This is a genomic window from Streptomyces sp. NPDC051109 (assembly GCF_044455885.1).
In the GTDB taxonomy this organism is placed as follows: Bacteria; Actinomycetota; Actinomycetes; order Streptomycetales; family Streptomycetaceae; genus Streptomyces.
The window spans coordinates 602,121-623,140 of sequence record NZ_JBITFF010000002.1 but is presented as its reverse complement, the minus strand read 5'-3'; the positions used below and the strand labels follow the sequence as shown (position 1 = coordinate 623,140).

Genomic DNA, 21,020 nt, shown 5'->3' with positions numbered 1-21,020 from the left:
GGCGGCACGTGCCGGTCCCGCCCCCGCGGCATGCCCGACCCCGCCTACGCGAGCAGGTTGACCCCGTGCGTGAACACCCGGGGCAGCCGGGCCGCCAACGGGACGATCCGCCCCGCGAGGCGCGGCTGTTGGCGTGCCCAGAGCAAGGACGCGGTCAGCGTGCGGTAGCTGCGCGACAGCTCCAGCCAGGCCCGCTCGTACGCCTGCGGCCGGCCCTCCCGCACGCAGCGCACGAGTTCACCCGCCGCCGTCACGGCCAGCGTCAGCCCCTCGCCGGTCAGCGCGTCCACGTATCCCGCGGCGTCCCCCACGAACAGCACCCGCCCCGCGACCCGTACCCGGGCCCGCTGGCGCAGCGGCCCGGCACCGCGCACCGCCGAACCGGTGGAGCCGGCCAGCCGCTCGCACAGCAGCGGGAACCGCGCCAGCAGTACGTCGAAGGGGGCGCGCTCGCCGGTCAGGACCGCCACGCCGACCCGGTCGGGCCCCAGCGGGGTCACGTACGCCTCGCAGTGCGCCGACCAGTGGACCTCGACCAGGTCGCTCCAGGGCTCCACGGCGTAGTGGCGGCGCAGGCCGTAGCGCGGCGGCCGGCCGCGGGAGGGAGGCGCCGCCAGGCCCAGCCCGCGCCGGACGGGGGAGTGCAGGCCGTCGGCCGCGACGAGGTGGCGGGCCGTCAGACCGGCCGCACCGACCCGGTCCTCGTCCTGGCGTACCTCGCCGACGCGCCGGGCGAGCACCCGGACGCCCAGCCGCTCGGCCCGCTCGGCCAGCGCGGCCTGCAGGACGGTCCGGCGGGTGCCGAGACCCGGCCCGGTGCGGAACCGCCCTTCCGCGTGCAGGCCGCTCACCCCGTCCAGGTAGCGGATGCCGTGGAAGGGGTGGCCCGGCACGCGGACGCCGAGCTCCCGGAGGCCGCGTACGGCACCCGGCATCAGGCCCTCGCCGCAGGCCTTGTCGATCGGGGTGGGGCGCGGCTCCAGGACCACGACCTCCATGCCGGCCAGCGCCCCGTGGATGGCCGTGGCCAGCCCGGCCGGGCCGCCGCCCGCGACGAGCAGGTCGATCACCGGGCCCGGCCCTCCGCCGGTACGGCGCTGCGGTAGACGGGCGCGGCATGCGCCAGGGCGTCCTCCTCGCAGCGGATGCGTACGCCGAGCAGCAGCAGGTTCAGCAGGGTGAACGCGGCGGCCGTCACCCAGGCGGTGTGCACGAGCGGCAGCGCCGCGCCCTCGACGACGACGGCCGCGTAGTTCGGGTGGCGCAGCAGCCGGTACGGGCCCGCCGCCACCAGAGGCAGCCCCGGGACGACCAGGACCCGGGTGTTCCAGTGCGGGCCGAGGGTGGCGATGCACCACCAGCGCAGGCCCTGGGCGGCCAGCGCGAGGGCGAGGGCCGGCCAGCCCAGTGCGGGCAGGAACGGGCGGTCGGCGACGAGGGGCTCCACCACGCAGCCCAGGAGCAGCGCGGTGTGCAGGGCGACCATGGCCGGGTAGTGGCCGCGACCGTGTTCGGTGGCGCCGCGGGACAGGCTCCAGCGCGTGTTGCGGCGGGCCGTGGCGAGTTCGGCGAGCCGCTCGGCCGCGACGAGGCCGATGAAGAGCAGGTACGGCTCCATGGAAGGGGTCAACGTCAAAGCAGACATGGGGTCACCAGCGCAGGAGGACGAGTTCGGAGGCGAAGCCGGGTCCGAAGGCGATCATCAGCCCGACGGAGCCCGGTGCGGGGGGCCCGGAGGCCTGGATCGTGTTCAGGATGTGCAGGACCGACGCCGAGGACAGGTTGCCCGCGTCCGCGAGCGAGCGCCGGCTCGCCGCGAAGGCGGAGTCCGGCAGCGCCAGCGCGTCCGCCAGCGCGTCGAGGACCTTCGGGCCGCCGGGGTGGACGATCCACGCGTCGACGTCAGGCGGCTTGAGGTCGTGCCGGGCGAGGAAGGTCTCGACCTCCTCGGCCACGTGCAGTCTGACCAGGGCGGGCAGTTCCCGGCCCAGCACCATCCGGAAGCCCCAGTGGCCGATGTCCCAGCCGAGGAGCCCCTCGGTGCCGGGGTAGAGGCGGCTGCGGGCGGCCACCACCGACGGCCCCGGTCTCGTGCCGTGCAGCGGATGGCCGCGGCCCACCGCGAGCAGGGCCCCGGCCCCGTCGCCGAACAGGGCGCCGGCCACCAGGTTCGCCACCGAGGTGTCCGAGGGCTGGAGCGTGAGCGAGCAGAGCTCGGTGGACAGCAGCAGGGCCGCGTGGTCGGGACGGCCCGTCAGATGGTCGTGGAGGTGGCCCAGTCCGGCGGCGCCCGCCGCGCAGCCCAGGCCGAAGAGCGGCAGCCGCTTCACGTCGGGGCGCAGACCGGCCCGGCCGGCGATGCGGGCCTCCAGCGAGGGCGTCGCGAGCCCGGTGACCGTGGTGGACATGATCAGGTCCACCTCGTGCGCCTTCAGGTGGGCCGCGGCGAGGGCGGCTTCGAGGGCGCGGGCGCCGAGCTCCTCGGCGCTCTCCAGGAAGAGGGCGTTCGTACGGCCGAAGTCGTTCGACGGACCGTAGCGCTCCAGCGGCAGGGAGAGGTGGCGGGACTCGACGCCCACCGCGGCGTGCAGGCGGTGCAGGAGGGCGGTGTCGGCCCCCGGAGGAAGGAAGCGGGCGAGCGCCGTCGCGATTTCGGACTGCCGATAGCGGTGGGGCGGGAAGACACTGCTCACGGCCAGGACACGCGTCATTGCCTCAACATAAGGAACAACTGACACTTCGCGATGAATGCGGCATATCGGGCGCGGCGCGGCATAGCGTGACGGCGTGCCCCGCGCCAGAGCCGAAACCCCGGACGCAGCCCTGTCCATGCCCGCCGGGGCCGCGGCGCCCGCCCCGCCGCGGCCGGAAGTGTCCGGCCTCCTCAAGGCCTGCCATCCGGTGCCCGCGGCCGCCGTGACGCTCCTCGCCGCCGCCCTGGCCGCCGCCGTGGGGCGAAGCCTGCCCGGGGCCGCGTTCACCGTGGCCGCGGTGGCCGCGGGCCAGTTGTCCGTGGGCTGGTGCAACGACCGGGTGGACCTGTGCCGGGACCTGGCGACCGGCCGCCGCGACAAACCCCTGGTCCGCGGCGCCGTACGGCCCGCCGCGGTGACGGCCGCGGCGCTCACGGCCCTGCTGCTGTGCGTTCCGCTGTCGCTGGCCGCCGGATGGCTCGCCGGATCCGCGCACCTGTGCGCGGTGGCCGCCGCCTGGGCCTACAACCTGCGGCTGAAGAACACCGCCGTCTCGTGGCTCCCGTACGCCCTCGCCTTCGGACTGCTCCCCGCGTTCGTGACCCTCGGCCTGCCCGGTGCGCCGTGGCCGCCTTGGTGGCTGACGGCCGCCGCGGCCCTGCTGGGCGCGGGCGCGCACTTCGCCAACGTGCTGCCCGACATCGACGACGACCTGGCCACGGGCGTGTCGGGGCTGCCGCACCGGATCGGCGCGCGGCGCGCGGCGGCCGTCGGCGGGCTCCTGGTCCTCGGCTCGGCCGTGGCGCTGGTCGCCGGGCCGCCGGGGCCGGTGCCGCCGTACGGCTGGGGGCTGCTCGCGGCGACGGCGTCGGCGGTACTCCTGGGGGCCGGACGGCCGACCGGCCGGAGCCGGATCCCGTTCCTCGCGACGATGGCGGTCGCCGCGGCCGACGTCGTCCTCCTGGTGGTCCGCGGGGCCGACCTGACCGGACTCCGCTGAGGCGGCGGCCTCCGCCGCGGCCCCGGGCGCCCGACGGCGGCGTCGGCTCAGGCCGCGGCGGCCGGCGCCGGCGGGCGGCGGGTCCGGGTCCACTCCAGCAACTGCTCCCGCGGCCAGGTGTTCACGACCCGCTCGGTCGGCACCCCGCACTCCACGGCCCGTTCGCAGCCGGTCGGCTGCCAGTCCAGCTGGCCGGGGGCGTGCGCGTCCGTGTCGATCGCGAACAGCGTCCCGGACTCCACGGCCAGTCGCAGCAGCCGGCGCGGCGGGTCCAGCCGCTCGGGCCGGCTGTTGATCTCCACGGCGGTCCCGGACTCCGCGCAGGCGGCGAAGACCGCCTCGGCGTCGAACTGCGACTCGGGGCGGGTGCGCCCCGTCACCAGCCGTCCCGTGCAGTGGCCCAGGACGTCCATCAGGGGGTTGCGTACGGCGGCCAGCAGCCGGCGCGTCATCGCGGGCGACTCCATCCGCAGCTTCGAATGGACGGACCCGACGACGAGGTCGAGGCGGTCCAGCAGCTCCGGCTCCTGGTCCAGGGAGCCGTCGAGCAGGATGTCGCACTCGATGCCGGTGAGCAGCCGGAAGGGCGCCCACTCCTCGTTGAGCTGCGCCACCACGTCCAGCTGCTCGCGCAGCCGCTCCGGCGAGAGCCCCCGGGCGACGGTCAGGCTCGGCGAGTGGTCGGTGAGTACGGCCCACTCGTGGCCCAGTGCGGCCGCCGCCCGGCCCATCGCCTCGATCGGGCTTCCGCCGTCGGACCACTCGGAGTGCAGATGGCAGTCCCCGCGCAGGGCCGCACGCAGCGCGAGGGCGGCGGGGTCGGCCGGCGGCCCGTCGGGATGCGCGGCGACCTCGTCCTCCAGGGTCTGCAGGTACGCGGGGATCGACCCGCCGACCGCCTCCCGCACCACCTGGGCGGTTTTCGGCCCGATGCCCCTGACCGCTTCGAGGGTGCCCGCATCGACCCGTTCCCGCACCTCGCGCTCGCCCATCCGTACGAGGGCGGCCGCCGCTTTGCGGAAGGCCTGCACCCGGTAGGTGGGTGCCTGCCCGCGCTCCAGCAGGTAGGCGATCCGCTCCAGTGCCGCGACCGGATCCATGCGGTACCTCCTGAGTGGCCCCGGTTCCAGTGTGACCGGCACCCCCAAGGATGTCTTGGGAAAGCCATAAGCTCTGTTTATAGGGTTATAAGCGGGGGGCGGGTGCTGGCTTAGGGTTCCCTTAGTTTAGGGTTCCCTTGATCCAGTGTTTTTCGGTCGAAGGGAACCAGTCATGCCTCGCCCTCTCCGGGTAGCGATCGTCGGTGCCGGCCCCGCCGGAATCTACGCCGCCGACGCGCTGCTGAAGTCCGAGGCGGCCGCCGAGCCGGGTGTCTCCATCGACCTCTTCGAGCGGATGCCCGCCCCCTTCGGCCTGATCCGTTACGGCGTCGCCCCCGACCACCCGCGGATCAAGGGCATCATCACCGCCCTCCACCAGGTGCTCGACAAGCCGCAGGTCCGCCTGTTCGGCAACGTGGACTACCCGAACGACATCAGCCTCGACGAACTCCACTCCTTCTACGACGCCGTGGTCTTCTCCACCGGCGCGACGGCCGACCGCGCGCTCGCCATACCCGGCGTCGAGCTTGACGGGTCCTACGGCGCCGCCGACTTCGTCTCGTGGTACGACGGCCACCCCGACGTCCCGCGCACCTGGCCGCTGGAGGCCGAGAAGGTCGCCGTGCTCGGTGTCGGCAACGTCGCCCTCGACGTCGCGCGCATCCTCGCGAAGACCGCCGACGAGCTGCTGCCGACCGAGATCCCGGCGAACGTGTACGACGGGCTCAAGGCCAACAAGGCGCTGGAGGTGCACGTCTTCGGCCGCCGCGGCCCGGCGCAGGCCAAGTTCAGCCCGATGGAGCTGCGCGAGCTCGACCACTCGCCCAACATCGAGGTCATCGTCAACCCCGAGGACATCGACTACGACGAGGGCTCGATCGCCACCCGCCGCTCCAACAAGCAGGCGGACATGGTCGCCAAGACCCTGGAGAACTGGGCGATCCGCGACATCGGCCCGCGCCCGCACAAGCTCTTCCTGCATTTCTTCGAGTCGCCCGCCGAGATCCTCGGCGAGGACGGCAAGGTCGTCGGCCTGCGCACCGAGCGCACCGAGCTCGACGGCACGGGCAACGTCAAGGGCACCGGCCGGTTCACCGACTGGGACGTCCAGTCCGTCTACCGCGCCGTGGGCTACCTCTCCGACGAACTGCCCAAGCTGCCGTGGGACGTCGACAGCGGCACCGTCCCGGACGAGGGCGGCCGTGTGATCGAAGCCGGCGCGCACCTGCAGTCCACGTACGTCACGGGCTGGATCCGGCGCGGTCCGATCGGCCTCATCGGCCACACCAAGGGCGACGCGAACGAGACGGTCGCGAACCTCCTGGCGGACCACGCGGGCGGCCGCCTGCGGACGCCCGCCGCGCCCGAGCCGGAGGCCGTGGAGGCCTTCCTGGCCGAGCGGAACGTCCGCTTCACGACGTGGGAGGGCTGGTACGCGCTCGACGCGGCCGAGAAGGCGCTGGGCGAGCCCGAGGGCCGCGAGCGCGTGAAGATCGTCGAGCGCGAGGACATGCTGAAGGCGAGCGGCGCGTAACCGCCGCGCGTACTCGACCGGGTGGGGGCCGCCGGCGGCGGCCCCCACCCGCATGTCCGGACTGCGGTGTCAGTCCTTGATCGAGAGGATCTTCCGGGTCTTCAGGTCGGCCTGGACGTGGAGCCGGGTGGTGTCGCTGCCGCTCCAGGTCAGGGTGACGGTGGCGTTGGTCTTGCCCATGCCGCTGTCGACGTAGGCGACCTTCCATTCCAGCGGCACGTTCTGGGCGCGCAGGACGCCGTCCGCGTGGTTGGTCTCCTCCCACTTCGCCAGCTCGCGCTGGAGCGGCGCCGAGAGGTAGGAGAACCGCAGCTGCTTCGCGAGCGTGCCGTCCCCGTCGTACACCGCGTCGATGTACGCACCGTAGAAGGTGGCGATCCGGGAGAACGCGCTCTCCGGGCCGCCGGAAACGGGCGGTGCCGCGGCGGCCGCCCGGCCGTCCTGCGGCGTACCCGAGCCGGCGGTCGCGGAGGCGCTGGTGACGAGGGCGAGGGTGAGTGCGGCCGTCGCGGCGGTGGCCGCGAGGGCGAGGGAGGCGGTGCGCTTGGCCGGAGACTTGAACATCGTTCGGACCTTTCGCAGTGCTGAATACGTGCCAGTGCGGTGCGGTGCGGTTCAGTGCGGTGCGCGCTGCGTTCGGCTGCACTGAACCCATCGACGCCGCCGCCGCTGCGGACGGTTCTCGGAAGGTGCGAAATGGCCTGAATGCGACGCCGATGGCCTACAGCCGCCTATCGGGGCGAACCCAGGCAGTTCAGCGCCGCCGCCCGCGGGGCCCGCACCCCCGCAGGCAGCGCCGTACGCACGGCGGGCGCGAAGTCCGGCGCGTGGCGGCAGCACCTGCCCGGCGCCGGCCGCGTCGTCGAGGACGGGGAGCCGGCTGAGGCCGGCCTGGCGGCGATGGTCCCGCGGTCGCCCTCGCGCCCCGGGGACCCGGGCACGGGCGCCACGCCCGGGCGCCCGGAGCCCGTCCTGGGCACCCCGCGCCAGCCGCTGTCCGCCGAGGGCCCGGCCGGCCGCGCGGGCTCGTCGCGCAGCCGCTCCCGAACCGTGCGGTACTCGGCGAGGGCTTCCGCCTGCCGTGAGGTCAGGGCGCGGAGGAGGATGGGACCGAGGGTCTCGGTGTCGTGGTGCGTCCGGTATCCGCCGTGCACGCCCTCGACGGTGGTCGTGGACAGGTCGTACTCCGTGAATAACCTGCGCAACCTCAGGACGCCCGTCTGTAACGCGGCGCGCGCGGTGGCCGGCGGTTCCTCCCGCACCGAAATCGCCGGACAGGTGGTCGAAACGACGACCCCGGGATGCGGAAGAAGAGCGGCGAGAGGACTGGTCGCCTGGGATGGCCCGAGAACTACGGTTTCCGGGCCGTGGGCCATACTCGGCGGCCCCAAAAGCCGGAACCGCATACTGGTCCCTCGTGTCGGGTCGCGTATTCGCGAACGAGCAGGACAGGGGCGGTGGTCGGCCGCGCCTGCTCGCCGCCCCTGGCGGGGCGACGAATGAATTAAATACTACATAAGGGATCTTGTGAAAGTCGAGTGGTGTACGGCTTGTTTCGGCCGCAGGGCGATTCCCTTTCTTGCCGTCGCCCTGGAGTCCCGTGAAGTCGCCGCAGGTTGGCGAGAATGTTCACGTGTGAACGAATTGGCCGTACGGATCTCATCGCGCGGCAATCGAAGTCGATTTCCGGTCACGCTCCGCCGGAGTTCCCCGGCTGATTTCATACGGCCGTGAACCGGTCACTCGTACGGGGGATCCGTGGGACAGGAGGGCCCGACGCGGAATGCGCGGCGGCGCCCGGTGGTTCGGACTCCACGCAGCACCCGACCACCCTGCACGCACTGGAGGGCTCATGAAGATCGGCATCATCGGCGCAGGCAACATCGGCGGCAATCTCACCCGCCGCCTCACCGCCCTCGGACACGAGGTGTCCGTGGCGAACTCGCGCGGCCCCGAGACCCTGGCCGAACTCGCGAAGGAGACCGGAGCCACGCCCGTCACCGTCGCGGAGGCGGCGCGGGGCGCCGAGGTCGTCGTGGTCACCGTCCCCCTGAAGAACGTGGCGAACCTGCCCGCCGGCCTCTTCGACGAAGCGGCGAAGGACTTCGTCCTCATCGAGACCGGCAACTACTACCCGCAGCAACGCGACGGCCGCATCGCCGAGATCGAGGACGAGGGCCTGACCGAGAGCGGCTGGAGCCAGCGCCACCTCGGACACCCCGTGGTCAAGGCCTTCAACGGGACGTACGCCGAGGACATCCTGAGCCTGCACCGACCGGCCGGGGCCCCGGACCGCGTGGCCCTCCCGGTGGCCGGCGACGACGCGGCGGCGAAGCGGACCGTCCGGGCGCTCATCGACGAGCTCGGCTTCGACACCGTCGACGCGGGCGGTATCGAAGACTCCTGGCGCCAGCAGCCGGGCACCCCCGTGTACGGGCTCCGGGCGGGGACCGACGCGGTCGTGAAGGCCCTCGCCGAGGCCTCGCCGGTCCGCCAGGCGGCCTTCAAGGGCTGACCGTCCCCGGCGGGCGCGGGAGTGCGGAACCTCCCGCGCCGGCCCCGGGTGCGGCCCCGCCGGCGCCGGACCGCCTCCGCCCGACGCCGGGCTCCGCACCCCCGGCGGGGAACCGATACCGAAGCGTCATCAACCGCCCCTCCGTACGGGGGCCCGGGCTTGCTACGGTCCTGCCCTCACGGGAGCCGTAGGAGGGCCCACCATGCACGTCAGACCCCGTCTGCTGATCGCCTCGGCGGTACTGGCGGCGCTCCCGGCCGTCCTGACGGCCTGCTCCGGCCACCCGGACCGCCCGGCCGCCGCCGCCCGGTCGGCGAGCCCCTCGCCCTCCGGCTCCGAGTCCCCGGCGGCGACCGCACCGGCCACCCCGGCCTCCTCCGCACCGGCGCCCACGCCGACACCGGACCCGACCGCCACCGCCGCCGCCACGTCCCCGGCCGCGCCCGCGAAGGCACCGGCGGCGCCCCCGGCCCCCGCGACACGGCTGTCCCTGACCGCCGCCGCCCCCGGCGGCGCGCTGCACCTGGTCCGCGGCGGCCCCGCCCAGGAGTTCACGGTCACCGTCCGCAACGGCAGCTCCCAGGCCTACCGTCACCTGCTCGTCGCCTTCCAGATGGAGCCCCTGACCGGCGAACCCGGGGACCTGCCCGGCCCGTCCGCCCCCTTCGCCCTGGAGCGCCGCGACCCGGCCACCGGCGCCTGGCGCGCCGTGGACCTGCGCATCGCCACCGACGCCAAACCGGCCCACCTCTACGCGGGCGGCACCGCCCTCGCCCTCGACGCCGTCCGCACCGACCGCTACCGGCTGCGCGCCACCGCCACGGGCCCCACCGGCAGCAGCCCGCTGATGGTCTACGCGATCGACGCGGACGCCGCCGAGGGCAGCGCCGCCGACTTCGAACACCCCGGGCACGTCTCACTGCCCCTCACCACCCGGCGCCTCGTGTAACTCGCGTTGCCCGGCGCGGCAACCGGAGGGGTCCGGACCCTTGACCCCCACTTGGTCCAGACCAATCATGAGGCGTCCGCCCGTTCGCTCACGCCCCACCGGGAGCATCGATGAGACGTCCCAGGCCCCTCCATGCCTTATCCGCGGCGCTGACCACGGTCCTCGCGTCCGCCGGCCTCGTCCTCGGCACCGGCGGCGCCGCCCACGCCGCGACCCCCCTGCCGTCGCACGTCTTCGCCCCGTACTTCGAGGCGTACGCCTCCGACAGTCCCGCCGACCTCGCCCAGAAGTCCGGTGCGAAATACCTGACCATGGCGTTCTTGCAGACCGAGGCCAAGGGCTCCTGCACCCCGTACTGGAACGGCGACAAGGGAACGCCCGTCTCCGCCTCCGTCTTCGGCGCCGACTTCACCACCATCCGCTCGCGCGGCGGCGACGTGATCCCCTCCTTCGGCGGCTACGCGGCCGACAACGGCGGCACCGAGATCGCCGACAGCTGCACCGACGTGGACGCGATCGCCGCAGCGTACGAGAAGGTGATCACCACCTACGAGGTCTCCCGGCTCGACATGGACATCGAGGACAACTCGCTGACCGACAAGGCGGGCATCGACCGGCGCAACCAGGCGATCAAGAAGGTCCAGGACTGGGCGGCGGCGAACGGCCGCCCGCTGCAGGTCTCGTACACCCTGCCCACCACGACGAGCGGCCTCGCGAACAGCGGACTCGCGGTCCTCAAGAGCGCCAAGGCGGCGGGCGCGCACGTGGACGTCGTGAACCTGATGACCTTCGACTACTACGACGGCGCCACCCACCCCATGGCGACCGACACCCAGACCGCCGCCACCGGGCTCCACGACCAGCTCGCCGGCCTGTACCCGGCCAAGACCCCCGCCCAGCTCTGGGGCATGGTCGGCGTCACCGAGATGCCGGGCATCGACGACTACGGCCCCGCCGAGACCTTCACCACCGCCGACGCGACCGCCGTCCGCGACTGGGCGGTGCGCACGGGCATCAACACGCTGTCCTTCTGGGCGCTCCAGCGCGACAACGGCGGCTGCCCGGGCACCGGCGGCTCCGACTCGTGCTCGGGCATCGTCCAGGACCCCTGGTACTTCAGCCACACCTTCGCGCCGTTCACCGGCGGCGGTCCCGTCGCCGACGACTTCTCGCTCGCCGTCGCGCCCGGCTCGGCCTCCGTCGCGCCCGGCGGCTCCACGTCCGCCACGGTGAACACGGCCGTCGTCTCCGGCACCGCGCGCACCGTCGCGCTGGCGGCGTCCGGCGCACCCGCCGGCGTCACGGCCTCCGTCGACCCGGCCTCGGTCACGGCCGGCGGCTCGGCCCGCCTCACGGTCGCCGCCTCCGCCTCGGCCGCCCCGGGGACGTACCCGATCACCGTGACCGGCACCGCCGGCGCACTCACGCACACCGCCTCCTTCACCCTCACGGTCACCGGCCCGGGCGGTGGGAGCGGTGCACTGGTCAACGGCGGCTTCGAAAGCGGCGCGCTCACCCCCTGGACCTGCGAGGGCGGCGGTTCGGTGGTGGGCACCCCGGCGCACGGGGGCTCGTACGCGCTGAAGACCGCACCCACCTCCTCGCAGACGGGGGAGTGCGCCCAGACCCTGGCCCTCGCCCCGAACACGGGGTACACACTGGCCGGCTGGGTGCAGGGCAGCTACGCCTACCTCGGCGTCCGCGGCGGTGCGAGCGCCAGTACGTGGACCAGCTCGCCCGGCTGGTCGAAGCTGACCGTCCCCTTCACGACCGGCGCCTCCGGCACGGTCACCGTCTACCTGCACGGCTGGTACGGGCAGGGCGCCGTGTACGGGGACGACCTCTCGGTGGCGTAGGGCGCGGGATGGATAGGCTCGGCAACGACCGCCCGGGTACGCACCGCCCCGCGCAGGGCGGTGCGTACCCGACGGAAGGAACAGCGCCATGGCCGGCGGCCACGAGATCCGGATCCTGCGCGCGGGCGACCGCGCGGCGGTCGCCTGGAAGAACGGCGGCGGGGTGACCCGCGAGATCGCGGCCTGGCCCGAGGGCGCCGGACTGGCCGACTTCGGGTGGCGGATCAGCCTCGCGGAGGTGGCCGCCGACGGGCCGTTCTCGGGCTTCCCCGGCGTCGACCGCACGCTGACCCTGGCCGAGGGCGCCGGCATGGACCTCACGGTGGCCGGCGCCCGCCGCACCGTCGACGAGCGCTACGCGCCGCAGGACTTCCCCGGCGACGCGCCCACCGACTGCCGGCTCCTCGACGGGCCCGTCGTGAACTTCAACGTGATGTACCGCCGGGACCGGGTGCGGGCGCAGACCGCGGTCGTACGGGGCGCCCTCGCGCTCGCCACCGAGCCGGGGGAGACCCTGCTGGTGGCCGCGCTCGGCGGCCCGGCGGAGCTCGCGGCCGGAACGGGATTCGAGGCCGGCACAGGGCCCGGGACCGCGTCCGGGCCCGTCGTCCTCGGCCCGTACGACGCGGTCCGCATCTCCGGCGCCGGCGCCTGGAGCCTGCGCACCCGGGGCCGGGCGGCGGTGGTCAGGCTGGCAGCCCGTTCCGGGCGATGACGCCGGCGTACCAGCGGGCGCTGTCCTTCGGCGTGCGCCGCTGGGTCGCGAAGTCCACGTGGACCAGGCCGAACCGCTTGCTGTAGCCGTACGCCCACTCGAAGTTGTCCAGCAGCGACCACACGAAGTACCCGCGCACGTCCGCGCCGTCCGCGATCGCCCGGTGCACCGCGGCCAGATGCCCGTGCAGATAGCCGATCCGGTCCGGATCGTGCACGTCGCCCTCCGGGTCGGCGTAGTCCGCGTACGCCGCGCCGTTCTCCGTGATCAGCAGCGGCACGCCCGGCAGTTCGTCGCGCAGCCGCACCAGCAGCTCGTGCAGGCCGCCCGCGTCCACCGGCCAGTCCATGGCCGTCCGCGGCCCCGGCGCGGGCAGGAGGCGTACGTGCTCCTCGGCGCCCACCCACGGCAAGGGCCCCTCGTCCGCGAGGCCTTCGGCGGGGTCGGCGGCCGCGACCACCGTGGGCGCGTAGTAGTTGATGCCCAGCCAGTCGATCGGGGCGGCCGCCGCCGCCAGATCGCCGTCCCGGACGAATGACCAGTCCGTCACCCCGGCGGTGTCGCGGACCAGGTCCTCCGGCAGCCGCCCGTGGAAGACCGGGTCGAGGAAGATCCTGTTCCCCACGGCGTCGATCCGGCGCACCGCGTCCAGATCGCCGGCGGAGCGCGTCAGCGGCCGCACCACGTGCAGGTTCAGCGTCAGCGAGACCTCGGCCGTGCGCGGGAGGACCGCGCGCAGCGCCGCCGTGCCGAGGCCGTGGGCGAGGTTGAGGTGGTGCGCGGCCCGCAGCGCGGCCTCCGGCTCGGTGCGGCCCGGCGCGTGCACCCCCGAGCCGTAGCCGAGGAACGCCGAGCACCAGGGCTCGTTGAGGGTCGTCCATGCGGCCACCCGGTCGCCGAGCGCCCCGGCCGCGATCCCCGCGTACTCGGCGAACCGCTCGGCGGTCTCCCGCACGGGCCATCCGCCCAGGTCTTCGAGCTCCTGCGGCAGGTCCCAGTGGTAGAGGGTGGCCACCGGCCGGATCCCGGCGTCCAGCAGCGCGTCGACGAGGCGCCGGTAGAAGTCCAGGCCGCGCTGGGAGGCGGGCCCCCCGCCCGTGGGCCGGACCCTGGGCCAGGCCACCGAGAAGCGGTAGTCGCTCACACCGAGCCGCTTCAGCAGGGCCACGTCCTGGGCCATGCGGTGGTAGTGGTCGGCGGCCGTGTCCCCGGTGTCGCCGTGGAGGACCTTGCCGGGGGTGTGGCTGAAGGTGTCCCAGATGGACGGCGTCCGGCCGTGCAGGGCGGCCGCGCCCTCGATCTGGTACGCGGCGGTGGCCGTGCCCCAGCGGAAGCCGGCCGGGAAGGCGAGCCCCGTCTGTGCGAGGGGGGACGCGTCGAGCGTGGTCATGAAAGGGCTCCAAACAGGGTGAGGGGAGGGCCGGAGGGCTGCTGCGTCAGCCCTTGACCGCGCCCTGCATGATGCCGCCGACGATCTGGCGGCCGAGCAGTCCGAAGACCAGCAGCACGGGCAGGGTGCCGAGCAGGGTGCCCGCCATGATCACGGACTGGTCGTGGACGTAGCCGCCGCCCAGCTGGCGCAGCGCGACCTGGACGGTCGGCTCCTGCGAGGACAGCGCGACGATCGGCCAGAAGAAGTCGTTCCAGGCGGTCATGAAGGTCAGCAGCCCCAGGACGGCCATGGCCGGGCGGGCGATCGGCACGACGATCGACCAGAAGATCCGGGCGTGCGAGGCCCCGTCCACCCGGGCCGCCTCGATCAGCTCGTCCGGCAGCGACTGCACCAGGAACTGCCGCATGAAGAACACCCCGAAGGCCGAGACGAGCCCGGGCAGGATGACGGCCTGGAGCTGGTTCACCCAGTGCAGCTCGACGATCAGCATGAAGAGCGGGATCACCCCGAGCTGCGGGGGGATCATCATCGAGGCGACGACGGCGCCGAGCAGCGCCCCGCGGCCGCGGAAGCGCAGCTTGGCGAAGGCGAACCCGGCCAGGGTGGAGCAGAGCACCGTGCCGACGGTGATCGCCCCCGAGACGATGAGCGAGTTGAGCAGGGCCTTGCCGATGGCCGCCTCGTCCAGGACGGCCCGGAGGTTGTCCAGGAGCCGCGGACCGGGCAGCAGGGCCGGTACGGGCCGCGCCAGTTCGGCATTGGTACGGCTGGCTGCGACGAGGGTCCAGTACAGCGGGAAGGCCGAGACGAGCACCGCGCAGATCAGGACCGCGTACGTGAGCCTGCCGCCGCGCCGGGCGGATACGCTCGCGCTCATCGGCCGGCCTCCTTGCGGGAACGGCGGCGCACGGCCCAGGCGTTGGCCCCGACCACCATCACGATCAGCAGGAACATCACCCAGGCGATGGCCGCCGCCCGGCCCAGATGGAAGAAGCCCCAGCCCTGCTCGTACATGTACAGCCCGAGGGTCTGGTACTGGTGCGAGATGCCGCCGGACACCGAACCCTCGAACAGGAGCGGTTCGCCGAACAGCTGGGTGGCGCCGATCGTCGAGACGACCGAGGTGAAGACGATCGTGGGGCGCAGTCCGGGCAGGGTCACGTGGAGGAACTGCCGCCGGCGGGAGGCCCCGTCGACCTCGGCCGCCTCGTACAGCTCGGCCGGGATCGTCTGCATGCCGGCCAGGTAGATGAGCGCGTTGTAGCCGGTCCAGCGCCAGACGACGATGGACGAGACGGCGATCTGGGAGGCCGCCGTACCGTTCTGCCAGTCGACCGGGTGGATGCCCATCAGGTCCAACAGGCGGTTGACGAGACCGAAATCGTGCCCGAAGAGCTGCGCGAAGATCAGTGAGGCGGCGGCGACCGAGGTGGCGTACGGCAGCAGCAGGGCGGTGCGGAAGAACGTACGGCCGCGGAGCCGGTAGTTGAGCAGGTGGGCCAGGACCAGCGCCGTCAGCAGCTGGGGAACGGTGGACAGCACGCCGATGGTGAAGGTGTTGCGCAGCGCCGTCCAGAAGAACGGGTCGGTGAACAGGGCCGTGTAGTTGCCGAGCCCGCGCCACTCCAGCTCGCCGGGGGTCTGGAGTTCGGCGCGGTAGAGGGAGACGTACGCCGTGTAGAGCAGCGGGAAGATCCCGAACGCGGCGAACAGGGTGAAGAAGGGGGCGAGGAAGGCGTACGGGGACAGCGGGGCCGGCCGGGCGCGGCGCCGGGGCGCCGGCGCCGGCGGCACCGGGACGGTGAGGGGCGCCGGCCGTGTCGGCGGTGCCAGCGGCTCAGCCGAGGGCATTCTTGACGGCCTTCTTCGCGTTCGACCAAGCCGTCTCGGGCGCCGTGCCCTTGCGCTCCACCTCGCTGAGCGCGTTGTTGATCTGGTCGGCGATGTCCTTGTCGTGCAGGCCGAGCACCTGGACGGGGGCCTGCTCGGCGGCGTCGCCGAAGATCTTGCCGATCGGCGCGTCCGAGAAGTACGGGTCCTTGGCGTCGGCTATCTGGCCGATCGACTTGGTGGCGGACGGGAAGTTGCCCTGCCCGCGGAAGACCTTGGTCTGCTGCTCGGGCGCGGTGAGCCACTTGATCAGCTCGTACGCCTCCTTCTTGTGGGCGGCCGCGGTCGGGACCGCCAGGTACGAACCGCCCCAGTTGCCCGCGCCGCCGGGCAGTTTCGCGACGTCCCACTTGCCCTTGCCCGCGTCCCCGGCCTGGCCCTTGATGTAGCCGAGCATCCAGGCGGGACAGGGCAGGGTGGCGAAGGTCCCCGAGGCGAAGGCCTGGTTCCACGGCGGCGACCACTGGTCCAGCTTGGCGCTGAGCCCTTCGCCCGCGGCCTTGACCGAGGCGTCCCAGGCGGTCTTCACGGCGGGGCTGTTCTCGTAGATCAGGGTGCCCGAGGCGTCGTAGTAGCGCTCCTTCTCCTGCCCGACCATGATCGCGTTCAGGCTGCCCACGCTGTCGATCCAGGCGCTGCCCGCGGGCGCCTTCTCCTTGTACTGGCGGCCCAGTTCGAGGTAGCCGTCCCAAGTCGCCCACCGCGCCGCGAGTTCGGTACGGTCGGTCGGCAGGCCGGCGGCCCGGAACAGGTCGCTGCGGTAGCACATGGCCTCGGGGCCGACGTCCGTGCCCAGGCCGAGCACCTTGCCGTCCTTGGTCGTCGCGGCGGACCACTTGGCGGGGGCGAACTCCTCCTTCAGCGCGCCGGCCCCGTACTGGTTCAGGTCCACGAACTTGCCCGCCTGCTGCTGGGCGACCGAGGCGATGCGGCCGACCTCGACGGCCTGGACGTCGGCCAGTCCGCCGCCGCCCGCGAGGCGGGTCTGGAGGGACTTCCAGTAGTCCTGCTCGTCCTCGGTGTCGGTCTGCTTGATCTTGATGCCGGGGTGGAGCCGCTCGTACTCGGTGTAGAGCCCGGCCTCCTGGTAGCCGAACGCGCCGAACAGGTCGAGGGTGAGCGTGATGTCGCCACCCGCGGCGTCGGAGGAGCCGCCGCCCGAACCGGATCCGCAGGCTGCCAGGACCACTCCGGTGAGCGCGACGGCGCCGAGGCGGACCGCGGTTCTCTGGACGGTTCGGGGGATCGACATGGGGCGGCCTCCTTGGCCTGGACGGGCAGGGTGCGGGGGTGCGGGTGCGCCGGTCTTGAGAGCGCTCTCAGAACGCGACTGGAGCGTGCACCCGCAGCCCGGGCCCCGTCAAGAGTCGTACGCGCAACGGAGTGCTTTCGTCCACAATCACCCGCGCCGCACGGCGAGTTCACGCCGTCCCGCCGTACGCTCCGAACGCCTGCGCGCTTCAGGCGGAGTCCCGCCGGACCAGCGCCGTCGGGGTGACCACCGAGGCGGGCACGGCTCGGTCGCCCCGGGCCTTGTTCAGAGTGCGCAGCAGCAGCTGCGCCATCAGGCGCCCCATGCCCTCGATGTCCTGGCGCACGGTCGTCAGCGGCGGATCGGCGGCCTCCGCCACCAACTCGGCATCGTCGAAGCCGACCAGCGCCACGTCCCCGGGGACGGCCAGTCCGCGCTCCCGCAGCACCCGCAGGGCGCCCGTCGCCATCAGGTCGTTCGCCGCGAACACGGCGTCGAGGTCCGGGCGGCGGTCCAGCAGCCCGGCCATCGCCTCGGCCCCGCCCGCCGCGGTGAAGTCCCCCTCCGCGATCAGCGCGGGATCGGCGTCGAGCAGTACGTCCCGGTATCCGTCGAGCCGGTCCACCGCCGAGGTCTGGTCCAGCGGGCCGGCGATGTGCGCGATCCGCCGCCGGCCCTGGTCCAGCAGGTACCGTACGGCCTCGCGGGCGCCTCCGCGGTTGTCCGCGTCCACGTACGCGACACCGCCGTGCCCCGCGGAACCGGCGGTCCAGCCCGGCCGGCCGCCGTACACCGTGGGCATGCCGACGCGGCGGGTGATCGCGGGTAGCGGGTCGTCGGTGTGCAGCGAGAAGGCGAGCGCCCCGTCGACGTGGCCGCCGGCCAGGTAGCGCTCGATGCGGTCGTAGTCCCCCCGGTCCTCCACCAGCAGCAGCACCAACTGTGTGTCGTGCGCCGTCAGTTCCTTGCTGATGCCGCGGATCTGGCGGGAGAAGAAGGGGTCGGAGAATATCCGGATCTCCGGCTCGGCGATGATCACGGCGACGGCCCCGGTGCGCCGCGTGACCAGGGTGCGGGCCGCCGGGTTCGGCACGTACCCGAGCTCCCGTACGGCCTCGCGGACCTTCTCCACCAGATGCGTGCGGACGCCCTCCCCGCCGTTGACGACGCGCGACGCGGTCGCACGGGACACCCCGGCGCGCTCCGCCACGGCCTCCAGCGTGGGGCGGTGACCGGGAAGCTGTTCGGGCACGGGCGCTCCTCCTGCGGGTCCGGGGCCGTTGGCGGGACGGACAGCAGGGTAACCCGTACCGCCGGGAGGTTGAGAGCGCTCCCGGCGGTCCGGGCGGCGGTTACCAGCCGATGCCGAGGGTCAGCCCGGTCGGCGGCTCCGCGTTGCCGAGGATCTGGACGGAGGACTGGTCGTTGACGTCGTCGTAGGGGAAGCCGTAGGCCCGCCCGTTCACGGCGACGGTGTGGAAGAAGGCGGCGTAGTCGTTCTTCGCCGCCCCCCGGTAGTACGCGGACGGCGTGTACCAGGAGGCGGTGTCGAGGGCGACGCCCCGGTTGAAGGCGGCGCAGAACTCCGCGCCCAGCTGCTTCTCGGTGTCGTTGCCGGAGGCCAGTGCGCCGGCGCAGGCCATGACGTCCGGCGAGGTGGGCTTGCGGAGGGTGAAGGGGCCCGCGCCGTTCTTGCCGAAGGTGAGCGTGGAGCCGGAGACCCGCCCCGAGAAGGTCTCGCCGTGCCGCGTCAGCGTGAACGGGTGGGTGGTGTAGTAGGCCCAGGCCTGGTCGATGGCGGCGGTGAGGTGGTTCTGCTGCGCGCCGCCGGCGAGGAAGAGCTCCGAGGAGTGCGGGGCCACGATCCGGTGGCCGTTCTGCAGCGGCTTGAAGGCGGCCCCGACGGAGGCCGCGTACTGCTGCATGACCTCGGCGCGGGTCCGGTCGATGCCCCGGGTGGTGTCGTAGCCGCTGGAGGTCTGGCGCAGCCGCGAGGTCATCGGGAAGCCGAACTGGTCGACCTGGGTGGTGTTCCCGCCGAAGGCGACCTGGCCCCGCACGTACGTGTACTCGTACCAGTCGTAGTACACGTCGGTGTTCGGGTCACGGGGATTGCGCAGGTCGGGGCCGCCCCAGCCCTGGTCGTCGGGGGAGACCGGGAAGTAGACGGGGGAGCCGAGGGAGACGTATATCCGGCCCCCGCGGATCGATGCCGGGGAGGGCACCGTGCCGCCCACCTGGGCCAGCGTGAACGACATGTCGGGGTAGTCGACGCCGTTCTTGGACAGGCGGCCGGGCGCGGTGGCGTCGAGGTGGTTGATGCGGGCCATGGTGCCGTCGGGCTTCATGTACGACCACCGGCCCGGGGTCACCTGGCCGAGGACCGTGACGAAGACCTGTGCGTCGGTGTAGGTGCCGCGGGTGTTGTTCTGGAAGGTGATCGGGAAGCTGCCCGGCCCGCCCTGCGCGATGCCTGCGGCGGCCCGGGCCGGGGCCCAGGGCAAGGCCGCCGCCCCCAGGGCGAGCAGCGCGGCCGGCAGGGCCGGCACGCTCGCCGGGAGCGCTCTGCGCGTGTTCATCGGCGACTCCTGGATCCTGCCGGTCAGTGGCCGAAGCCGAACCAGTTGACGTTCACGTAGTCGGCGCCCTGGCCGCTGGTGAAGGTCAGGTAGACGTCGTGCGTGCCGGTGACGGCGCTGATGTTGGCCGGGACGGTCCTCCAGCTCTGCCAGCCGCCGGTGTTCGCGACCGAGAAGCTGCCGATCGGCGGGCCGGTACGGCTGTCCAGCCGGACCTCGACGAGTCCGCTGACCCCGCCGGCCGCCCCGCTCGCGACCCGCCCGAGGAACTGCCGGGCGGCGGTGGGGCCGAAGTCGACGCCCTTGTACAGGGCCCAGTCCCCGTTGGCGATCGCGCTCAGGTTCCGGCCGCCGCCGGTGTCGGTGGTGGTCTCCGTGGCCAGCCCGCCCTGGCCGTCGTACGACTCGGCCTCGATGGTGCCGTAAGCGTCTCGGTTGCCGGACGGCGGAGTCGTCGGGGGCGTGGTGGGAGGCGTGGTCGGCGGGGTCGAACCGCCGGTCGAGCGGAGTACGGACACGTAGTCGACGACCATCGGGTGGCCGGGCTGGGTGCCCGCGTCGGGCCCTCCGCCGAAGGCGTCCGGGAAGCCGCCTCCCATGGCGACGTTCAGGATGATGAAGTAGCCGTGGTTCGTGGCATTGGTCCAGGTGGCGGCGTCCACCTGGTTCGCGCGCACGGTGTGGAAGACGACCCCGTCCAGGTAGAAGCGCATCTCCTCCACGGCGGTGGACCGGTCCCACTCCACCGCGTACGTGTGGAACCCGCCCTGGCAGGTGGTGCCGGTGCAGACGCGCTGGCCGCCGATGCCGGAGGTCTCGTTGCAGGGGCCGCCCGGGCTCGTACCGCAGTGCACCGTGGCCCACTCGTTGTTGATGCCCTGGACGTTCTCCATGATGTCGATCTCGCCGATGCCGGGCCAGTTCCACCAGTTGCCGCGGTAGGGCGCGCCGAGCATCCAGAAGGCGGGCCAGTAGCCCTTCGCCGCCGCACCCGTGACGTTCGGCATCTGGATCCGGGCCTCGGTGCGCAGCTTGCCGCCCGCCGGGGGCTGGAAGTCGGAGCGCCGGCTCTCGATGCGGCCGGAGGTCCAGTTGCCGGCGGCGTCCCGGCGCGGGGTGATCCGCAGGTTCCCGGCCCCGTCGAGGGAGACGTTCGCGGTGCTCGCGGTCATCGTCTCGACCTCGCCCGTACCGAAGTTGGCCGGGCCGCCGGGATAGCTCGTGCCGGTGGTGTACTGCCAGTCGGCGGTGTTGACACCGGAGCCCGCGGCCCCGTCGAAGTCGTCCAGGAACACCTGGGACCAGCCCGCCGGGGCCGGGGGAGCGACGGCGTTGGCAGGCAGGGTGACCACGGCGGCGGCCGCCGCGGCCACGGCCATCGTGCCGAACGCGGCGATGACGGCCCGCCGGACGGACGGCCGCTTTCTAGGGGTGGGGAGACGCATGGGTGTGCCCTCTCTTGGGGGGAGGCGGACCGCTGCTTGAGAGCGCTCTCAGGCGGCGCCGCTGGCCACTGTGCTCCCGGCGCCCACGGGCGTCAAGAC

The 21,020-nt window shown here is 73.3% G+C and carries 19 protein-coding genes; 6 read left to right on the top strand and 13 right to left on the bottom strand.

Features of this window, described 5'->3' with window-relative positions; all coding sequences use genetic code 11:
* Positions 1 to 44: 44 nt before the first annotated feature.
* Genes ACIBAD_RS05670 through ACIBAD_RS05660 form a run of 3 tightly spaced genes read right to left on the bottom strand, consistent with a single transcriptional unit; the run spans position 45 to position 2,711 of the window.
* Positions 45 to 1,070: an NAD(P)/FAD-dependent oxidoreductase gene (locus tag ACIBAD_RS05670; protein WP_134069128.1), complete on the bottom strand. Its 1,026-nt coding sequence runs from the start codon at positions 1,068 to 1,070 to the stop codon at positions 45 to 47.
* Entirely contained in the window at positions 1,067 to 1,645 is a 579-nt protein-coding gene (locus ACIBAD_RS05665; protein WP_398904731.1) for an isoprenylcysteine carboxyl methyltransferase family protein, read from the bottom strand. The genes ACIBAD_RS05670 and ACIBAD_RS05665 overlap by 4 nt, the downstream gene beginning before the upstream one ends.
* A 4-nt stretch (positions 1,646 to 1,649) precedes the next feature.
* Positions 1,650 to 2,711: a 3-oxoacyl-[acyl-carrier-protein] synthase III C-terminal domain-containing protein gene (locus ACIBAD_RS05660; RefSeq protein WP_134069127.1), complete on the bottom strand. Its 1,062-nt coding sequence runs from the start codon at positions 2,709 to 2,711 to the stop codon at positions 1,650 to 1,652.
* Positions 2,712 to 2,787: 76 nt separating this feature from the next.
* On the opposite strand from ACIBAD_RS05660, the gene ACIBAD_RS05655 reads away from it, so the two are divergent.
* On the top strand, positions 2,788 to 3,693 hold the full coding sequence (locus ACIBAD_RS05655) for a UbiA family prenyltransferase (RefSeq protein WP_398904728.1): 906 nt from the start codon (positions 2,788 to 2,790) through the stop codon (positions 3,691 to 3,693).
* Positions 3,694 to 3,740: 47 nt separating this feature from the next.
* On the opposite strand, the gene ACIBAD_RS05650 is transcribed toward ACIBAD_RS05655, so the two are convergent.
* Positions 3,741 to 4,793, bottom strand: a complete 1,053-nt coding sequence (locus tag ACIBAD_RS05650; RefSeq protein WP_398904726.1) for a PHP domain-containing protein — start codon at positions 4,791 to 4,793, stop codon at positions 3,741 to 3,743.
* Positions 4,794 to 4,965: 172 nt separating this feature from the next.
* Between ACIBAD_RS05650 and ACIBAD_RS05645 the strand changes: the two genes are divergently transcribed.
* Positions 4,966 to 6,327: an FAD-dependent oxidoreductase gene (locus ACIBAD_RS05645; RefSeq protein ID WP_398904724.1), complete on the top strand. Its 1,362-nt coding sequence runs from the start codon at positions 4,966 to 4,968 to the stop codon at positions 6,325 to 6,327.
* Between the two features lie 69 nt (positions 6,328 to 6,396).
* On the opposite strand, the gene ACIBAD_RS05640 is transcribed toward ACIBAD_RS05645, so the two are convergent.
* Both ACIBAD_RS05640 and ACIBAD_RS05635 read right to left on the bottom strand, forming a co-directional pair.
* Positions 6,397 to 6,891 carry a hypothetical protein gene (locus ACIBAD_RS05640; protein ID WP_398904722.1) on the bottom strand — a complete coding sequence of 165 codons (495 nt, stop codon included), beginning with the start codon at positions 6,889 to 6,891 and terminating at the stop codon, positions 6,397 to 6,399.
* A 167-nt stretch (positions 6,892 to 7,058) separates the two neighbouring features.
* The gene (locus ACIBAD_RS05635) at positions 7,059 to 7,532 is read right to left on the bottom strand and encodes a hypothetical protein (protein WP_134069125.1); all 474 of its coding nucleotides are present in this window, start codon (positions 7,530 to 7,532) and stop codon (positions 7,059 to 7,061) included.
* 578 nt (positions 7,533 to 8,110) lie between these two features.
* Between ACIBAD_RS05635 and ACIBAD_RS05630 the strand changes: the two genes are divergently transcribed.
* From ACIBAD_RS05630 to ACIBAD_RS05615, 4 genes are all read left to right on the top strand, one after another.
* Positions 8,111 to 8,842 (top strand): NAD(P)-binding domain-containing protein, encoded by a 732-nt coding sequence (locus ACIBAD_RS05630; protein ID WP_134069124.1) that lies wholly within the window; start codon positions 8,111 to 8,113, stop codon positions 8,840 to 8,842.
* A gap of 202 nt (positions 8,843 to 9,044) precedes the next feature.
* Positions 9,045 to 9,791 carry a hypothetical protein gene (locus ACIBAD_RS05625; protein WP_166681999.1) on the top strand — a complete coding sequence of 249 codons (747 nt, stop codon included), beginning with the start codon at positions 9,045 to 9,047 and terminating at the stop codon, positions 9,789 to 9,791.
* A 110-nt stretch (positions 9,792 to 9,901) separates the two neighbouring features.
* Positions 9,902 to 11,647 (top strand): glycosyl hydrolase family 18 protein, encoded by a 1,746-nt coding sequence (locus ACIBAD_RS05620; RefSeq protein ID WP_398904719.1) that lies wholly within the window; start codon positions 9,902 to 9,904, stop codon positions 11,645 to 11,647.
* Positions 11,648 to 11,735: 88 nt separating this feature from the next.
* On the top strand, positions 11,736 to 12,362 hold the full coding sequence (locus ACIBAD_RS05615; RefSeq protein ID WP_134069122.1) for a HutD family protein: 627 nt from the start codon (positions 11,736 to 11,738) through the stop codon (positions 12,360 to 12,362).
* Here the strand turns inward: ACIBAD_RS05615 and ACIBAD_RS05610 are convergent.
* The 7 genes from ACIBAD_RS05610 to ACIBAD_RS05580 all read right to left on the bottom strand — a co-directional run bounded on the left by ACIBAD_RS05610 (position 12,334) and on the right by ACIBAD_RS05580 (position 20,921).
* The gene (locus ACIBAD_RS05610; protein ID WP_398904717.1) at positions 12,334 to 13,752 is read right to left on the bottom strand and encodes a GH1 family beta-glucosidase; all 1,419 of its coding nucleotides are present in this window, start codon (positions 13,750 to 13,752) and stop codon (positions 12,334 to 12,336) included. The two genes, ACIBAD_RS05615 and ACIBAD_RS05610, sit on opposite strands and share 29 nt — an antisense overlap.
* 46 nt (positions 13,753 to 13,798) lie before the next feature.
* Positions 13,799 to 14,632 (bottom strand): carbohydrate ABC transporter permease, encoded by an 834-nt coding sequence (locus ACIBAD_RS05605; RefSeq protein ID WP_398904715.1) that lies wholly within the window; start codon positions 14,630 to 14,632, stop codon positions 13,799 to 13,801.
* Entirely contained in the window at positions 14,629 to 15,606 is a 978-nt protein-coding gene (locus ACIBAD_RS05600) for a carbohydrate ABC transporter permease (RefSeq protein WP_398904713.1), read from the bottom strand. The genes ACIBAD_RS05605 and ACIBAD_RS05600 overlap by 4 nt, the downstream gene beginning before the upstream one ends.
* Positions 15,593 to 16,897, bottom strand: coding sequence for an extracellular solute-binding protein (locus tag ACIBAD_RS05595; RefSeq protein ID WP_398904711.1), 1,305 nt, complete (start codon positions 16,895 to 16,897; stop codon positions 15,593 to 15,595). The genes ACIBAD_RS05600 and ACIBAD_RS05595 overlap by 14 nt, the downstream gene beginning before the upstream one ends.
* Before the next feature lie 208 nt (positions 16,898 to 17,105).
* The gene (locus ACIBAD_RS05590) at positions 17,106 to 18,149 is read right to left on the bottom strand and encodes a LacI family DNA-binding transcriptional regulator (RefSeq protein WP_134069117.1); all 1,044 of its coding nucleotides are present in this window, start codon (positions 18,147 to 18,149) and stop codon (positions 17,106 to 17,108) included.
* A 100-nt stretch (positions 18,150 to 18,249) separates the two neighbouring features.
* A complete protein-coding gene (locus ACIBAD_RS05585; protein WP_398904709.1) occupies positions 18,250 to 19,476 on the bottom strand; it encodes a glycoside hydrolase family 64 protein in 1,227 nt (408 codons plus the stop codon).
* Between the two features lie 23 nt (positions 19,477 to 19,499).
* Positions 19,500 to 20,921: a glycoside hydrolase family 16 protein gene (locus tag ACIBAD_RS05580; protein ID WP_398904707.1), complete on the bottom strand. Its 1,422-nt coding sequence runs from the start codon at positions 20,919 to 20,921 to the stop codon at positions 19,500 to 19,502.
* Positions 20,922 to 21,020 lie beyond the last annotated feature (99 nt).

Bases quoted from the DNA above. Each gene is read 5' to 3' on its own strand.
- ACIBAD_RS05650 (WP_398904726.1), bottom strand. From the start codon at position 4,793: ATGGATCCGGTCGCGGCACTGGAGCGGATCGCCTACCTGCTGGAGCGC.
- ACIBAD_RS05660 (WP_134069127.1), bottom strand. From the start codon at position 2,711: ATGACGCGTGTCCTGGCCGTGAGCAGTGTCTTCCCGCCCCACCGCTAT.
- ACIBAD_RS05585 (WP_398904709.1), bottom strand. From the start codon at position 19,476: ATGAACACGCGCAGAGCGCTCCCGGCGAGCGTGCCGGCCCTGCCGGCC.
- ACIBAD_RS05605 (WP_398904715.1), bottom strand. From the start codon at position 14,632: ATGAGCGCGAGCGTATCCGCCCGGCGCGGCGGCAGGCTCACGTACGCG.
- ACIBAD_RS05580 (WP_398904707.1), bottom strand. From the start codon at position 20,921: ATGCGTCTCCCCACCCCTAGAAAGCGGCCGTCCGTCCGGCGGGCCGTC.
- ACIBAD_RS05665 (WP_398904731.1), bottom strand. From the start codon at position 1,645: ATGTCTGCTTTGACGTTGACCCCTTCCATGGAGCCGTACCTGCTCTTC.
- ACIBAD_RS05645 (WP_398904724.1), top strand. From the start codon at position 4,966: ATGCCTCGCCCTCTCCGGGTAGCGATCGTCGGTGCCGGCCCCGCCGGA.
- ACIBAD_RS05610 (WP_398904717.1), bottom strand. From the start codon at position 13,752: ATGACCACGCTCGACGCGTCCCCCCTCGCACAGACGGGGCTCGCCTTC.
- ACIBAD_RS05640 (WP_398904722.1), bottom strand. From the start codon at position 6,891: ATGTTCAAGTCTCCGGCCAAGCGCACCGCCTCCCTCGCCCTCGCGGCC.
- ACIBAD_RS05615 (WP_134069122.1), top strand. From the start codon at position 11,736: ATGGCCGGCGGCCACGAGATCCGGATCCTGCGCGCGGGCGACCGCGCG.
- ACIBAD_RS05625 (WP_166681999.1), top strand. From the start codon at position 9,045: ATGCACGTCAGACCCCGTCTGCTGATCGCCTCGGCGGTACTGGCGGCG.
- ACIBAD_RS05595 (WP_398904711.1), bottom strand. From the start codon at position 16,897: ATGTCGATCCCCCGAACCGTCCAGAGAACCGCGGTCCGCCTCGGCGCC.
- ACIBAD_RS05620 (WP_398904719.1), top strand. From the start codon at position 9,902: ATGAGACGTCCCAGGCCCCTCCATGCCTTATCCGCGGCGCTGACCACG.
- ACIBAD_RS05600 (WP_398904713.1), bottom strand. From the start codon at position 15,606: ATGCCCTCGGCTGAGCCGCTGGCACCGCCGACACGGCCGGCGCCCCTC.
- ACIBAD_RS05630 (WP_134069124.1), top strand. From the start codon at position 8,111: ATGCGCGGCGGCGCCCGGTGGTTCGGACTCCACGCAGCACCCGACCAC.